We start from the raw sequence: 13,557 nt of genomic DNA, 5'->3' as shown, positions 1-13,557 counted from the left end.
AGTGTTTGAATATTCATGATGATTCGCCTCTTGGGTTTCGTCACCTTCAGCCTAGTTTAGGGTGGGAGGCGAGTCATCTTATTAGGCCTGACCCTCAAGATTGACTCATTGGATTCATTTAATAGACGTTTAGAAGAAGCTGATACATTGATCTACATAGAATTGCCTTACTCGACTACCTATTGGTTAGTGACAAAACGGTTCTGAATTTATGGGGTCAGGCCTTACATTTGACATTTCTCTTCTCACTATCGGACCAAGTGTGAAATGTAAGGTCTGACCCTCAAGGTTGGTACTCAAGGTTTGACCCGCATTATTCAGAGATGACGTGGTTGACATTAACTTGCCCGTCTATCAGTATGACCGAATGAATATGAATCTTACGCAACAGACAGTTCGAATTATCATCATTCCATAGGAATGGTGGGATTTTTGATGCGTTACTAATTTATCAAACCCGCCCTAGAGGCGGGTTTGTTGTTTCTGCCTCGGGTGCTTTGTTCTAATTGAAGGGAGGTAGAATGAAAAAAGTAGCTGTTTTTGGTAAGCCCGGTAGTGGAAAATCCACTTTAAGTAAAAAAATTGCATCAGCTACAGGCATAGAATTGCATGCCTTAGACTCAATTTTATATAAAGAAAATGGAGAAGAAATAGATCGACAGAGCTACGTTGAAGCTCACGAGAATATTCTCTCATCTGAAGCTTGGATCATAGAAGGCTTCGGGCCAATTAATTCATTGGATTCATTTAATAGACGTTTAGAAAAAGCTGATACATTGATCTACATAGAATTGCCTTACTCGACTACCTATTGGTTAGTGACAAAACGGTTCTTAAAAGGACTATTTTTAAAGCCTGAGGGGTGGCCTGATGGAAGTTCGGTACTGAAGGGAACACTAGAAAGCTATAAAGTGTTAAAACTTTGTCCGAAATTTTGGAATGATGGCTTTTTGCAGAGGTTAGAGAAACAGTCGGCTAATAAGTCACTACATGTGGTTCGTTCGCTTTCTGAGCTAAACAGCTTTGTAGAAAGGAATGTGCGATAAATGCATTAACCAGACCAATAATTTAAGGGGCAGAGTGAGGTTTTCCCAAAAATAGCGGACGGTTCCCGAATTCAACTTCCATGTGCACCACTTTTCGGCTTCACTCCGTGTGCTTGCCGAAAAAGAAGCCGATGCAAGCACCGGCTTCTTTAGATTAGGGCTTTCTTTACTGCCCTTGTAAGAAATTCAACAAGTCCTGATTAAGCTGATCTTTATGCGTATCGGTAATACCGTGTGGAGCGTCTGTGTAAATCATCAGCTTGGCGCCTTTCACTATCTTCGCCGCAGGTATGCCTGAAAGCTCAATGGGCACAATTTGATCGTCGTCGCCATGTATCACCAGAGTTGGTACGTCAAACTTGGCGAGGTCGCCGCGAAGATCCGTTGCCGAAAATGCCGCTATCGAATCATAGGTATTCTTTGCGCCACCCATCATGCCCTGTCGCCAGAACGATTGAACTAGACCGTCCGATGGCTTAGTGCCAGGGCGATTGAAGCCAAAGAATGGTCCTGAGGCAATATCCAAATAGAGTTGCGAACGGTTTTCAGCGTGACCTTTTCGGATACCATCAAAGACATCTAACGTTAGCCCAATGGGGTTGTCTTCTGTCTTTAGCATAAAAGGTGTCACCGCACTCACCAATACAGCGCGCTTCACATTTTTTGTGCCATGACGCCCAATGTAGCGTGCCACTTCTCCACCTCCGGTTGAAAACCCGACTAGGGTGACATCTTTCAGTCTGAGTGTTTCGATCACCTCGGCGAGATCGTCGGCGTAGTGGTCCATGTCATTGCCTTCCCAGGGTTGCGACGAGCGTCCATGGCCCCTGCGGTCATGCGCTACCACACGATAACCTTGCTCAGCCAAAAATTGCATTTGTGATTCCCAGCTATCGGAGCTTAGTGGCCAGCCGTGGCTAAAGGTCACAACTTCGCCATTTCTGGGGCCCCAGTCTTTGTAGTAAATTTCTACGTTGTCCTTGGTGGTTATTGTACTTGCACTCCGTTGGTAGTCATCGCCTGCAAACGCCGTCGATGTCAATAATGCAGCGCCCATCATGCCAATGGCCAGTCTACGTATTAGATGCTTCATGTTAGCTCTCCAGTTGATTAGAAAATTATTGGGTTTGCTTACTCAACACCAGCTTTACATCGATATTGTTGCGAGTAGCGTTGGAGTAAGGACAGACTATGTGGGCTTGTTCTATCAGGCTTTGCGCCTGCTCTTCGGGAACACCGTTGATTGAAATCGTCAATGTCACTTCAAGGGCAAAACCGTTAGGAACAGGGCCAATGCCTACTTCGGCAGCGACATTGGTTGATTCTGGCAGTGCTACTTTTTGTTTTTGCGCAACATATTTCAGCGCACCCAGAAAGCATGCGGAATAGCCGGCTGCGAATAACTGCTCTGGGTTAGTACCATCACCACCGGCACCGCCTAATGCCTTGGGGGTGGAAAGCTTTATGGCAAGCGCTTTATCGCTTGATTCTGAGTAACCCTCACGTCCTCCGGTTGATATTGCTTGTGCGCTGTAAACGATCTTTTCGGGTTTCATAATCTGAGTCCTCTTAAATCTGTTGGTGGGTTTGCGTTGATGAGGGCTCATTATGCTGGACAAAGCTGTCTTAAATGATACATTTAGGACGCAAAACATTGCAGGCGTATTTTATGGTTGATCGTCTAGCTTCTTTGTTTGAACACTTCTCGCTTAGGGCGCAGCACTTTCAGTCCGGCGCTTTGTGCGGCCGTAATGCCGTAGAGCTGGCGGCATCCTCAGGGCAATTGCATTTGATTCGTTCCGGTAACGTGGAAGTTTGGCACGGCACCAAGAAAGCTTACGCAGTGGAGCAGCCCAGTTTGCTCTTTTACCCCAGGCCATTGCCCAGGCATTTTGTTACCGATAATGAGGCCGGCGCTGATTTTCTTTGTGCGAACCTATCCTTCGAGGGAGAACAAGCCAATCCCATTGCCAACGCTTTGCCTGACAGCTTTTGTTCACCTCTCGCATCACTGCCCCATTGCGAGCAAGTTGTGTCATTACTCTTCGCCGAGGCCAGTGCCTGCAATTGTGGCCGCCAGGTGGTATTGGATCGGCTTTTTGAAGTACTGATGGTGCAGTTTTTAAGAGAATTTATGGAGCAAGGTGCTGCCAAAGTAGGAATGCTTGCGGGGCTGGCTAATGAGAAATTGCGCCGGGCAATCGTCGCGATACATGAAAACCCCGAAGTTGACTGGACTGTTGCAAGCCTGGCCGCCGAGGCACATATGTCACGTAGCGCATTTTCGAATGCCTTTCGCGAAACCCTGGGCGAAACCCCTGCCAGGTATTTACAGCGCTGGCGAATTGGCTTGGTGCAGAAATGGATTAAAAGCGGGCAGTCCTTAAAATTGGTGGCGGAGGAAGCGGGGTATAAAAGCGAATCAGCTTTATCGCGGGCATTTAAAGCGCAATGTGGTCTTTCACCGAGAGAGTGGCTAAACCACGTTAAGGTTACCCCTGAGTAAGACTACTGTGCGCAGTTGGAAACGTTCAGTCAGCTACAAGTCTTATGTTATATTCAAAGTAAGAAACAATTAGGGAGCAGAGCCCTTATTGCCCGTTAAATGACGTTGATGATTTGTTAAATTCTCGTATTTGTATTTCAGGAATGGAGGCTAGAGATACTATATGGACGTACAGATTGCTGAATTACCAAACACGGTGTTTATTGCTTTAGGCGGCGTTGTAGCGGCAACGCTCACTGGCATCTTTTCATTTGTTTCTCTTATCAATCAAAAAGAGGGGAAAATTTCAGAGTTTCGCCAGGACTGGATTGATTCATTAAGGGATGATATATCAAAAATCACCTCATGCATTGATAGAATTTCTAATTCATGGCAGCTAATTCAGATTCGGGAAAATGCAAAAGAGAATGCGTTTGAAGGGACGGATTGGCTGGAGGATTTTCATAAGTCATCAAGGCGTGACTTGATGACATTTGATGAGTGTCGATATCGGGTTCTCTTGCGGCTAAACAGAGAGGAAGATTCCGAGCTAATTAGTAAATTAGAAAAGGCGAAAGAACATTTATCAGACCCTGATTCGATGTCTAACAAGTATGAAATCAAGAATCTAATCAATGATGTTGTTCGGTTATCTCAAGACTTGCTAAAAAAAGAGTGGCAGGTTGTGAAGTCTGGAGAAAAGGCTTATAAAAATACGAAACGGGCGACAGTGAGTGTAGTTCTTATCTTTGTTGGTATCCTGATTTATTCTTCATATCATCTTGAGATTTAAAGAGTGTGGAATTAAATCCAAAGTTCAGAACCATAGGAAGGCCTCTCTATCACTCAGTTAAGAAAAATCCTTTCGGACGAAATCAAGCTATTAACCTTCCGTCAGTTCAAGCTGGATCTATCCCTGTTTAACGGATACCTGGCTTTTGGTATAGGGGTTACGTGGTTATGTGGTGTTGGGCGGTACTGGGATAACCCCAGGGCTGATCTTTGGCAATATATGGGATTAGGCTCTGTGGGCTATATTTTCGTCCTGGCCTTTATACTCTGGGTCATCATATTACCCTTGAAGCCCGCCAACTGGAGCTATAAGAATGTACTGCTCTTTGTCTCTCTAACATCGCCGCCGGCAATCCTCTATGCCATACCGGTTGAGCGGTTTATGTCGCTGCAATCGGCGCAGCTGGCAAATGTCTGGTTTCTGGCTGTGGTCGCTATCTGGCGGGTAGCCTTGTTGTTCAAGTACCTGAAGTCGGTGGCTCGCTTGTCAGGCTTTTGCGTTATTGTTGCCACACTACTGCCGCTAACCCTAATAGTCGCCGTGTTGGCAGCCTTAAACCTGGAGCATGTGGTTTTTAAACTGATGGCCGGCTTGGAGGAACATGAGAGGTCGGCAAACGACAGTGCCTATACGATCCTTTTGCTGATTACCTATTTTTCAATCCTGTCATCCCCGGTTCTGGTAGGCCTTTACGGGTGGTTTGTTTATAGGCGTCGTAGAGGTATTGTCTAGCAGGGCGTTCAGGTGGCATTTTTTAAGAACCCCCGAGTCGCCTTACATGGATTTTTATTAATAGGTATGGGTAGAGTATCAATTTTGGTGTGGACCCCGCAGTCTGGCTTACCTGATGCTAAATATTGATTGATCTGAATAGAGTTCATGGAATAGCGGGCACATATTACCAGGGTATGCGGAATCTGGGTGTCGGACTTTGGTAGACTTTTTCCTCAGTGCTCTTATATCGCTAAGGAGGTGATATTGCATCATATAATGTTTGATGTTGATGGAACCCTGATTGAATCATACGACTTCGATGAAGAATGCTTTGTCGCGGCAGTTTCAGAGGTTCTTGGCCATAAAATAGATTCAAACTGGGATGGCTATAAGCATGTTTCTGATGCAGGGATCCTCAATGAGCACTTGTATAGGCAGGGGATTACTGAAAACCTTGAACAAATTCATCGCTCTGTAAAGCATCGCTTTATAGCAAAACTGAACAGGTATGTATCACAGAACCCTGTTAATGAAATAGCTGGAGCCTCAGCGTTAATCAAATACTTAAAGGCACATGAAGCGGCAAGCCTCTCTATTGCAACAGGGGGGTGGAAAGAATCGGCAACATTAAAGCTTCAATCCGCAGGTATCGATGTTTCCGGCATTGCTATTGCCTCATCCAATGATCACTACTCAAGAGCAGAGATCATGAAGGCCGCAATCCAAAGGGCGCATGTAGATGCAAAGCACAGTGTCACCTATTTTGGTGATGCAGCCTGGGATAAAAAAGCCAGTAGCGAGCTCGGTTATAATTTCGTGCTGGTCGGTAGTCGTATAGAACACGCTCAGTCCGTTTATGATCTCAGAAATATCAATCAGGTGATGTCGCTAATCGGTTTCTGCTAAGTGGTCCAGTTCCGGGTCACGAGATCAATGAATCATTCGATAAAAACAAGCTCCGTCAATACCCACCCCACCGGCCAAGGGTGCTCGGAATTAATATGAGTTAATCTGGGTAAGCAACGAACTTTTTAGTGCCCTTGTGTACTAATCAATTTATGACAATATCTCTTAAAAAAACAGTATTGGCCGTATCGGCTTGCATACTTATTCCGCTGTTTATACTAGCCGCTGATTTGATCTATTGCCGTGTTCTGTTAAGCGATGCAAAAGATATCGATGTCGATTTGGAAATCAGGGAACGGGTTGTATACGAGCGCGGAAGTGAAACCCCTTTTACCGGTTCAGCATACCAGACAGTATGCGGTGGCGAATGTGGTTTTTGGGGTTGTTATTCCCTTCATCGGTATGCTCAATACAATCAAGGTCAGTTAGATGGACTGGTGCTCACCCCAAGTTCTGGCAGATCCGATGATTTTTTTAGTATTTCACTCTTTGGTGGGTATCAAAAAAATAGGTATTCAAATGGATCACCAGAGCTATAGAAAACTCTTGGCCGGATATGAATACCTGCTCGTTTCAGCCAATACAAAAAAACGGGGTATTAAATCAGGCAGAGCCGGTCTCAGACGCAGATTCCTCGCCTGAGGCCGGTGGGGCTGACAACTCTTCATCAATATACCGCTGCACATAACGCAAGCCGTTGCGGGTAGTGGTAAAGGTCCAGGCGATAAAGAGGACGCCGGTGACAATAAAGGCCAGGGCAAACTGCGGGACAATAACAGAAGGCACCAGGGCCACCGGGACAGCCAGTCCCATCATCCATTTGCCGCGCTGACGTATATTGTTCAGCAAGTCTTGACCGGCTTCCGGTGTCGTGACATCGGAGCCTTGCAGGGATTCACGGACGACTTCGTACTCGCGTTGGCGTTTGGTTGCCATACGGCCAAAAGGGTCATTCAGTTGCATCTAGGGTTCCAGAAGGTGAAGAACTATCAGTGGGGAGATTGTACTCGCCACGCTCCAGAGCATCAAAGAATGCTTGCATCTTGCCGCTGTCACGAAGCTTTTTCAGCCCTCTATTGAAGCGCTCCATCAATTGCGCACTGTCCTTGTTTTTGTTGGATAAGAGCAGCTGGTCTTTATGGTGACCAAAGGCTTTGGGGTGATGGGTCAGCAGGGCGCGTTGTTCCGGAGTAAAGAGACGGGAGGCCTGGTAATAGCCGATCTCTTTGATTTGCGGAAATATATCGAAGCGCCTGGCCATAAGCTTTTTCATACCCTGATCGTCCGATGGCCCGCGGTCCAGACTGAATAGGCCCGTTCGCTCCGCCTGTTGAAATTCCGGGGTGTACATATAACCCACGGTGCCGCCTATTCGCAGGTCGCCCAGGTCGTAAAAGCTGTTCCAGTCAAATTGGGTGGATTTGAGGTGAAAGAAGACCCAATCGGTTTTCCAGATGGTGTCGCTGGCAATCAGGAATTGTTTGCGTTCCTCGTTTAGCTGCCAGCCGACGGTGCCGTCGAAATCACCGTTTTTGGCCAATTCCAGCGCGCGGCGAGGGGGGAAGAAGCGAAATTCAACCTCGATTCCCTCCAGGGCGAAGGCTTCGGTAACAATATGAGAGCCAATGCCGTAGTGTTTCTGTCCTTCACTGAAATAGGGCGGCCATTCGCTATTGGTCAATAACACAATATTGGCGGCAAGGGCGCGTAGCGGGATTAAAGCGCTTAATAAAAACAGGCTTATCACTATTGCCCCCGTGACGGGGTGTTCCTTTGATCCCCTCTTTTGGCAGGCAGTGTTGATAGCAGGAGAAAACATCGATGATCGACTCATGGGGCAGGCTCCTGAATATGGCGGTTTATTCAAGCCTATGTAAGGCCTGTGAACCCGTCAAGTGTGACTAGGGACAGGCAGTTAACCCTGATGTTTGCTAGGATGTAGCCATTAGCTCATTATCAATAATCAAAACGTTTACTATAAAAAAATCAAGGAGCCATCAATGGAGTTTGATGAAGTCGCCAATGTGCTGCATGTCGATGCATTGTTTACGTTGACCCTGGGAATAGTCGTACTCTTTGTGGGTCGCCGTTTGAACAATGCCATCGGTTTTCTGAAAGAGTTCAGTATTCCCGAGCCGGTCACTGGCGGTATTCTGTTTTCCCTTCTGTTTGCTTTGATTTATCTGGTGATTCCGGTCGATATTGACTTCAACCTCGAAGCCCGCGATGTCTTGCTGGTCTATTTCTTTACCACCATTGGTATCAACTCCAATCTGAAGGATCTGCTGAAGGGCGGCATGCCCCTGATTATTCTGCTGGGCATCACCATCGGCTATATGCTGGTCCAGAACCTGACGGGGATTGGTGTGGCTACGCTGTTTGATCTCGATGCCGCGGTTGGTTTGTTAGGGGGCAGCGTCTCCCTGATTGGCGGCCATGGTACTGCCATCGCCTGGTCACCGAGGATTGCTGAGGATTATGGCGTCAGCAACGCCATGGAAATTGGTATTGCCAGTGCCACCTTTGGTTTGATTCTGGCCAGTTTGATGGGCGGGCCGATCGCCAAATTCCTGATTAACAAGCATAAGCTGCAACCCGCAGAGAAAGAGGCTCTGGATATTGGGGTGGCGGAAAAGGAAGAGGGCGTCACTATTACCGCTTTTGGTTTTCTTGATGCGGTACTGGCCATTCATATATCGGCCATTCTGGGTTTGATTCTGAACGAGGTTATTGAAGGTTTTGGGCTTCAGTTGCCTTTGTTTGTGACCTGTTTGTTTGCCGGCATTATGATCACCAACCTGGTGCCGAAAAAATTTCCTCGCATTACCGGCACCGAGTGGCCGACGCGCAAGCCGGAAATTGCCCTGATCGCTGACTTGTCGCTGGGTGCTTTTTTGGCCATGTCCCTGATGAGTATGCAGCTGTGGTCACTGGTTGATCTGGCCGGACCGATCTTTACCATTTTGGGAGTACAGTTCGCGGTCGCGGTTCTGATCAATATCTTTGTGGTGTTCCCGGCCATGGGCAAAAATTACGATGCGGCGGTCATCTGCTCCGGTTTTGGCGGTATCTCCCTGGGCTCGACACCCACGGCTATGGCCAATATGTCCGCGGTGGCAACCCGCTACGGTAACTCCCACCTGGCCTTTATTATTGTGCCTTTGGTGTGTGCCTTCTTTATCGATCTGGCCAACGCCGTGATGATTCCCTGGTTCCTGGCCACCTTCAGTGGCTAAAAGCGGTCAGGACGCCGTCGGGTTCTGATCCTCTTGTTCAAGTTTCAGAACCCGAGCCAGGGGGGCGATCGCTCCCCCTTGCACAAACACCGAAACCAGCACCACAAAGAACACCATATGCAAGATGGTCAAGGCTTCGGGGACGCCGGCCGCTGCCGGTATCAGGGCAAAGACAATCGGGGTGGCTCCCTTCAGGCCAATCGCCGATACAAACAGTTGTTTACGCCAGCTGGCCTTGCGAAATGGCAGATAGCAGAGAAATACCGCCAGCGGACGGGCGACCAGGATCAGCAGCGCGGCGGGCAGGATTGACAGGGTAAAAACGCCAATCAGTTGTTGTGGAAAAATCTGCAGGCCAAGAATGATAAACATCAGCGCCTGGGCCAGCCAGGACAGGCTGTTGAAGAAATGCTTGCTCAGCTCTTTACCCCGTACCAGTTCGTTGCCAATAATGGCGCCACTGACATAGGAGGCGATCAGAATATTACCGCCCAGGGCATCGGCGCCGTAGCTGGCCAGGATAAAGGTGCTCAGGACAAACACCGGGATAAGACCATATTCTTCCAGTTTGATACGGTTCAGTAGCCAAACAGACAGCTTCCCGATGCCCCATCCCATGCCCAGACCCACCACTATCTGCATGAGCAGTTCAAGGCCAATACTCGAGGCGGACAGCGGTTCGGCCCCAGCTTCCAGAGCCAGACCGGTCAAGAGCACAACCATTAACAGGGCGACCGGGTCATTGGTGGCCGACTCAAATTCCAGCACGGTGCTGGTTTGTTCTTTCAGATTCAGTTTTTGCGATTTCAGAATGGAAAATACGGCGGCCGCATCGGTAGAGGAAACGATGGCGGCAAACAGCAGACAAAGAATAAAGTTCAGATCGATGATGTAGTACAGAATGAGGCTGAAAAACAGCGTAGTGAAGAGGACCCCAAAGGTTGAAAGCATCCCCCCTTCACGGTAAGCCACCCGGATGCTGGTATAGGAGCTGTTGATGCCCCCGGTAAACACAATCAGGTTGAGGGCCATGGAGCCGACGATCGCGGTTGCACTGATATTGTCATAGACGAAATCAAACTCACCATTGCCCAACGCCAGCCCGACAGACATAAAGATCAGCAGCGAGGGCAGCCCGAGCGTACGCGCCGGATGGTGCAGCAAAATGCCGATCGCAATCAGCGAGGCAAAGAAAATCATGATCCATTCGAGCGACATACGCGAGTGCTTCCCCGGTTAGCGGCGGGCCCTGCTGATTGCCATCTTGGTGGTAATGCTGAACAGGGAGGCCTTGAGTCAATACCGACTGATGGGTTATTAACTCATAAAGGGCAGCCGCAGGAAAAGCTCGATCACCACGGCGTTGACTAGATCAATGAAGAAGGCACCCACTAAAGGAACTACCAGTAAAGCCTTCATAGAGGGGCCATGCTCTCGTGAAATGGCGGTCATGTTGGCGATGGCGACGGGTGTGGCGCCCAGTCCCATGCCGATAAAACCGCCGGTAATGACCGCCGCGTCGTAGTCGCTGCCCATCATTTTGAAGACAATATGAGTGGCAAAAAATATGATCAAAATGGTCTGCGCCACCATCGTTGTGAGCAGCAGGCCGGCTGAATTAACCAGCGATAACAGGTCCATGCTCATCAGGCTCATGGCCAAAAACAGGTGCAGAGAGACGCCGCCTATCAGGTTGATAGCATCGGGGTCCACATCCTTTTTCAGGGGGGATGTGATGTTAGTGATGACGACGCCAACCATCATCGCGGTGAGAAAGCCCGGCAAGCGAATCTCGTAGGAAAACAGATAATGGTTAACCGCCTCGCCAAAGCCGAGGCAGAGCCCCAGGGCCAACACTGTGCCGAGGAAGTCACGAATGCTGACATAATGTTTGATCGGATTGGACTTGGAAGCTGCAGGTTCGGTCTCGCTGTTATTCTGGTTGGCGGGGGCGCTATGGTTTGCACCAATTGCATCAGATTCGACATAACTCAACTGTTTTTTTCGAATCAGCCGACCTGCGACCGGTCCACCGATCAATCCACCAATAATTAACCCCAGCGTGGCTCCGGCGACGCCCAGTTCGGCGGCGCCGCGGATGCCATCTTCGGTGGCAACTTCGCCCCAGGCGATGGCGGTGCCGTGCCCCCCGACCAGCGAGATACTACCGACAAAGAGTCCGTAAACGGTCTCCTGTCCGATCAGGCTGGCGATCAGGATACCGACCACGTTCTGGAATAGAATAAACAGGGTGCACACAGTGATGAGCAGGATCATCGCCCGTCCACCTATCAGAAGGGCACTGAACTTGGCAGTGAGGCCAATGGTGCTGAAAAATATGAGGAGTAATGAGTTCCGTAACTCCAGCTCGAAATCAAGGTGGGCAATCTCGAAGTGACTCAGCAAGGCTAAAGCTGAACTGCACAATAAGCCTCCGGTCACGGCGGCAGGAATGTTGTTATTGAGCAGGAAGGGGAATCTGTGGGTTAAAAACTCTCCGAGATAGAGTACCAGTATGGCCATGACCAGTAGTTTGAGCCCGCCAATAGGGTAAGTAGTGCCAATTTCAACGATCGATTCCATGATGTGCTTTAGTCCTTAGCCACTTGCATGTAGGAGTTTAGTCCGTATTGACTCTGCCAGTCATTCTTATCGGTTTTTGAGTACAGCTAATCTGGGCCGGAGAATAGCGGTGTGGTTCCGGGTTTTGATGCCTGTGAGCGAGTTGGCTAAAGATCGTGCAGAAAATGATCGTATCCGCCCCGGCTTTCGGCTATGATGCGCGCCACACGAGCCAGGCAGATCGTTTTATCATCCTGACAGGGCTCTCAGAAACACCTTCAGATTGCGCGGCGCTCTGCCGTCAGGACACTCCACTTTATGACGTTTTCTTCCCTCGGCCTGGCCGAACCGCTATTGCGGGCGGTGGCTGATCAAGGCTATACCACTCCTTCGCCCATTCAGGCCAAGGCCATACCTGTTGTTTTGAGCGGGCACGACCTGATGGCCGCTGCCCAAACCGGAACCGGTAAGACCGCCGGTTTTACTTTGCCGCTGTTGCATCGCCTGGCCGACGGCAAGCCCGCGCGGGCCAATCATGTCAGAACCCTGATTCTGACGCCGACCCGGGAACTAGCGGCTCAGGTGGGCGAGAGTGTTAGCGAGTATGGGCGTTACCTGAATTTGCGTTCTACTGTGGTGTTCGGCGGCGTCAAGATCAACCCGCAGATGATGGCCTTGCGCAAAGGGGTCGATGTGCTGGTGGCGACCCCGGGTCGTCTGCTGGATCTGTACAGCCAGAATGCGATCAAGTTTGATCACCTCGAATGTCTGGTGCTGGACGAGGCCGATCGCATGCTCGATATGGGCTTTATCCACGATATTCGCCGTATTCTCAAGGTGCTGCCTGCCAAGCGTCAGAATCTGCTGTTTTCGGCCACCTTTTCCGATGAGATCAAGCGCCTTGCAGGCGGTATTTTGAACAACCCCCAGAGTGTCTCTGTCTCGCCGCCTAACAGCACCGCGCCGACGGTTGAACAGTGCCTGCACCCGGTGGATAAATCCCGTAAACCGGCGCTGCTCAGTCACCTGATTCGCACCGAGCAGTGGGGGCAGGTGCTGGTGTTTACCCGGACCAAGCATGGTGCCAACCGTCTGGCCGATAAGCTGGGCAAGGATGGCATCGAGGCGATGGCGATCCATGGCAACAAAAGTCAGGGTGCTCGCACCCGTGCATTAGCTGGATTCAAGGATGGCAGGGTGCAGGTCCTGGTTGCTACCGATATCGCGGCTCGCGGGCTGGATATCGAGCAGTTGCCCCGTGTGGTGAACTTTGATCTGCCCAATGTCGCCGAAGACTATGTGCACCGGATCGGCCGTACCGGTCGTGCCGGTTCGACCGGCAAAGCGGTATCCCTGGTATGTGTCGATGAGATGAAGGAACTGGTTTCGATCGAGCGCCTGATCCAGAGCAAGCTGGAGCGCCTGGTCGTGGAAAATTTCCAGCCCAGCCAGGAACTGCCTGACCGGCCCTTGAAGTCTCCGGCGAAGCCGAAAAAACCAAAGAAAGCCAAGAGCCATCAGCCCAAGCAAGATAAGAGCCATCCGCCGAAACAAGCTAAAAGCCAGCAAGGTACTCGTTCCGGTGGCTCGAATGCATCCCGTCAGGGTGGTGGCGCCAAAGCCACTGGCAATCGGATCTCAAAACCCGCTGCTCGTAAAGAAGGCGATGGAGCTGCCAAGCCCGCCGCGCGGAAAACCTCCGTTGGTTTGGGTAAACCCGGGCGGCGCTCTAGCCGACGGCCGGCAACAGCCAGCTAGCGCTGCTTCTTTCAGGCTGTAAACAACAAACCCCTCCACTGTGAGGGGTTTGTTGTT

14 protein-coding genes are annotated in these 13,557 nt (G+C 49.8%); 8 read left to right on the top strand and 6 right to left on the bottom strand.

Annotated elements, in window-relative coordinates; translation table 11 throughout:
- Nucleotides 1-521: 521 nt before the first annotated feature.
- Nucleotides 522-1,046 carry a P-loop NTPase family protein gene (locus tag MIB40_RS14750; protein WP_249695810.1) on the top strand — a complete coding sequence of 175 codons (525 nt, stop codon included), beginning with the start codon at nt 522-524 and terminating at the stop codon, nt 1,044-1,046.
- Nucleotides 1,047-1,212: 166 nt separating this feature from the next.
- Here MIB40_RS14750 and MIB40_RS14745 read toward each other — a convergent pair whose 3' ends face one another.
- Together MIB40_RS14745 and MIB40_RS14740 are read right to left on the bottom strand one after the other, a co-directional pair.
- Nucleotides 1,213-2,139 (bottom strand): alpha/beta fold hydrolase, encoded by a 927-nt coding sequence (locus MIB40_RS14745; protein WP_406566469.1) that lies wholly within the window; start codon nt 2,137-2,139, stop codon nt 1,213-1,215.
- Between the two features lie 25 nt (nt 2,140-2,164).
- Entirely contained in the window at nt 2,165-2,602 is a 438-nt protein-coding gene (locus MIB40_RS14740) for an organic hydroperoxide resistance protein (RefSeq protein WP_249695808.1), read from the bottom strand.
- Between the two features lie 113 nt (nt 2,603-2,715).
- Here MIB40_RS14740 and MIB40_RS14735 point away from each other — a divergent pair, with 113 nt between their 5' ends.
- The 5 genes from MIB40_RS14735 (at nt 2,716) to MIB40_RS14715 (ending at nt 6,483) form a co-directional block, all read left to right on the top strand.
- Complete coding sequence (locus MIB40_RS14735; RefSeq protein WP_249695807.1) at nt 2,716-3,552, top strand: AraC family transcriptional regulator; 837 nt, start codon at nt 2,716-2,718, stop codon at nt 3,550-3,552.
- A gap of 163 nt (nt 3,553-3,715) precedes the next feature.
- Entirely contained in the window at nt 3,716-4,324 is a 609-nt protein-coding gene (locus MIB40_RS14730; protein ID WP_249695805.1) for a hypothetical protein, read from the top strand.
- Nucleotides 4,325-4,558: 234 nt separating this feature from the next.
- The gene (locus MIB40_RS14725) at nt 4,559-5,056 is read left to right on the top strand and encodes a hypothetical protein (RefSeq protein ID WP_249695803.1); all 498 of its coding nucleotides are present in this window, start codon (nt 4,559-4,561) and stop codon (nt 5,054-5,056) included.
- A 246-nt stretch (nt 5,057-5,302) separates the two neighbouring features.
- On the top strand, nt 5,303-5,944 hold the full coding sequence (locus tag MIB40_RS14720) for an HAD family hydrolase (protein ID WP_249695801.1): 642 nt from the start codon (nt 5,303-5,305) through the stop codon (nt 5,942-5,944).
- 152 nt (nt 5,945-6,096) lie between these two features.
- Nucleotides 6,097-6,483 carry a hypothetical protein gene (locus tag MIB40_RS14715; protein WP_249695799.1) on the top strand — a complete coding sequence of 129 codons (387 nt, stop codon included), beginning with the start codon at nt 6,097-6,099 and terminating at the stop codon, nt 6,481-6,483.
- 64 nt (nt 6,484-6,547) lie between these two features.
- Here MIB40_RS14715 and MIB40_RS14710 read toward each other — a convergent pair whose 3' ends face one another.
- Both MIB40_RS14710 and MIB40_RS14705 read right to left on the bottom strand, forming a co-directional pair.
- On the bottom strand, nt 6,548-6,907 hold the full coding sequence (locus tag MIB40_RS14710; RefSeq protein WP_249695797.1) for a hypothetical protein: 360 nt from the start codon (nt 6,905-6,907) through the stop codon (nt 6,548-6,550).
- Nucleotides 6,894-7,778 carry a substrate-binding periplasmic protein gene (locus MIB40_RS14705; protein WP_249695795.1) on the bottom strand — a complete coding sequence of 295 codons (885 nt, stop codon included), beginning with the start codon at nt 7,776-7,778 and terminating at the stop codon, nt 6,894-6,896. Before MIB40_RS14705 ends, MIB40_RS14710 begins: the two co-directional genes overlap by 14 nt.
- A 166-nt stretch (nt 7,779-7,944) precedes the next feature.
- Between MIB40_RS14705 and gltS (MIB40_RS14700) the strand changes: the two genes are divergently transcribed.
- A complete protein-coding gene (gltS, locus tag MIB40_RS14700; RefSeq protein ID WP_249695793.1) occupies nt 7,945-9,180 on the top strand; it encodes a sodium/glutamate symporter in 1,236 nt (411 codons plus the stop codon).
- Between the two features lie 6 nt (nt 9,181-9,186).
- Here gltS (MIB40_RS14700) and MIB40_RS14695 read toward each other — a convergent pair whose 3' ends face one another.
- Both MIB40_RS14695 and gltS (MIB40_RS14690) read right to left on the bottom strand, forming a co-directional pair.
- Nucleotides 9,187-10,398 (bottom strand): potassium/proton antiporter, encoded by a 1,212-nt coding sequence (locus tag MIB40_RS14695; RefSeq protein ID WP_249695791.1) that lies wholly within the window; start codon nt 10,396-10,398, stop codon nt 9,187-9,189.
- Nucleotides 10,399-10,497: 99 nt separating this feature from the next.
- Nucleotides 10,498-11,763 carry a sodium/glutamate symporter gene (gene gltS / locus MIB40_RS14690; protein ID WP_249695788.1) on the bottom strand — a complete coding sequence of 422 codons (1,266 nt, stop codon included), beginning with the start codon at nt 11,761-11,763 and terminating at the stop codon, nt 10,498-10,500.
- A gap of 297 nt (nt 11,764-12,060) precedes the next feature.
- On the opposite strand from gltS (MIB40_RS14690), the gene MIB40_RS14685 reads away from it, so the two are divergent.
- Nucleotides 12,061-13,500 carry a DEAD/DEAH box helicase gene (locus MIB40_RS14685; protein ID WP_249695786.1) on the top strand — a complete coding sequence of 480 codons (1,440 nt, stop codon included), beginning with the start codon at nt 12,061-12,063 and terminating at the stop codon, nt 13,498-13,500.
- Nucleotides 13,501-13,557: the final 57 nt, after the last annotated feature.

Origin of the sequence: Aestuariirhabdus haliotis, from assembly GCF_023509475.1 — a bacterium.
Classification (GTDB): Bacteria; Pseudomonadota; Gammaproteobacteria; order Pseudomonadales; family Aestuariirhabdaceae; genus Aestuariirhabdus; species Aestuariirhabdus haliotis.
The sequence above is the reverse complement of the archived record's forward strand: the minus strand, read 5'-3'. Positions and strand labels throughout refer to the sequence as shown.

What these genes read in the sequence shown, in the direction of transcription:
- MIB40_RS14750 (WP_249695810.1), top strand. Translation starts at nt 522, where the DNA reads ATGAAAAAAGTAGCTGTTTTTGGTAAGCCCGGTAGTGGAAAATCCACT.
- MIB40_RS14745 (WP_406566469.1), bottom strand. Translation starts at nt 2,139, where the DNA reads ATGAAGCATCTAATACGTAGACTGGCCATTGGCATGATGGGCGCTGCA.
- MIB40_RS14740 (WP_249695808.1), bottom strand. Translation starts at nt 2,602, where the DNA reads ATGAAACCCGAAAAGATCGTTTACAGCGCACAAGCAATATCAACCGGA.
- MIB40_RS14735 (WP_249695807.1), top strand. Translation starts at nt 2,716, where the DNA reads ATGGTTGATCGTCTAGCTTCTTTGTTTGAACACTTCTCGCTTAGGGCG.
- MIB40_RS14730 (WP_249695805.1), top strand. Translation starts at nt 3,716, where the DNA reads ATGGACGTACAGATTGCTGAATTACCAAACACGGTGTTTATTGCTTTA.
- MIB40_RS14715 (WP_249695799.1), top strand. Translation starts at nt 6,097, where the DNA reads ATGACAATATCTCTTAAAAAAACAGTATTGGCCGTATCGGCTTGCATA.
- MIB40_RS14710 (WP_249695797.1), bottom strand. Translation starts at nt 6,907, where the DNA reads ATGCAACTGAATGACCCTTTTGGCCGTATGGCAACCAAACGCCAACGC.
- MIB40_RS14705 (WP_249695795.1), bottom strand. Translation starts at nt 7,778, where the DNA reads ATGAGTCGATCATCGATGTTTTCTCCTGCTATCAACACTGCCTGCCAA.
- gltS (WP_249695793.1), top strand. Translation starts at nt 7,945, where the DNA reads ATGGAGTTTGATGAAGTCGCCAATGTGCTGCATGTCGATGCATTGTTT.
- MIB40_RS14695 (WP_249695791.1), bottom strand. Translation starts at nt 10,398, where the DNA reads ATGTCGCTCGAATGGATCATGATTTTCTTTGCCTCGCTGATTGCGATC.
- gltS (WP_249695788.1), bottom strand. Translation starts at nt 11,763, where the DNA reads ATGGAATCGATCGTTGAAATTGGCACTACTTACCCTATTGGCGGGCTC.
- MIB40_RS14685 (WP_249695786.1), top strand. Translation starts at nt 12,061, where the DNA reads ATGACGTTTTCTTCCCTCGGCCTGGCCGAACCGCTATTGCGGGCGGTG.